We start from the raw sequence: 711 nt of genomic DNA on the forward strand, positions 1-711 counted from the left end.
ACAGCACTTATGCTTTTGATTAACATTAGTGTTTGTTGTGTCTTGATGATTCATATTTTGTAACCATCCTGTCTATTAGTTTCATTGCGTACCTCCCTTACCCCCCTGGAGTGGGGATACTTACAATATACAATTAATTTTGATATTGTCAAGTGGTAAATAACGTATTATTTATCACTCTTAAAAGCTCATTTATTTCTTACCAAAAAATCTCAATTACAAAAGAACAAAAAATTAATCGAAATACTAAAATTGTTTGTGTGTTGTAAAAATATAAAAATCTAATCGTACCAAAAATAAATTTTAATATAAAAGCTTTTTTGACTTCTTAAACTTTAGTTGCTTAAAGTCTTCTATGATACCTGCGCATAGAAAACCACTGCTTAATATTGGTATGCAAAAATATTTTATAAAAAGCTGCTAATGATTTACTTTTGCTTTGTAACTTAAAACTGCTTATACTTTCAAACATTTTTTAATGCATTTTTTTACTTTATAGCCTTTGTTGTATCGGGAAAGTTAACTCTTTTTGTTTAAGTTTATAATTGTTCTGATTGTAGGATAAAGTTAATCAAAACACAGATCCCACAATCAGAACTCTTACTTATTACGGTGGTCCAGGAGGCCCTGGCCTATGGCCTGGTCTAGGGCCACGAGGGTCTGGTGGAGGTCCAGGCATAAAAACATGAGGAGGAGGACCTGGTGGTCTAT

The organism is Desulfurella sp. (assembly GCF_023256235.1).
Classification (GTDB): domain Bacteria; phylum Campylobacterota_A; class Desulfurellia; order Desulfurellales; family Desulfurellaceae; genus Desulfurella.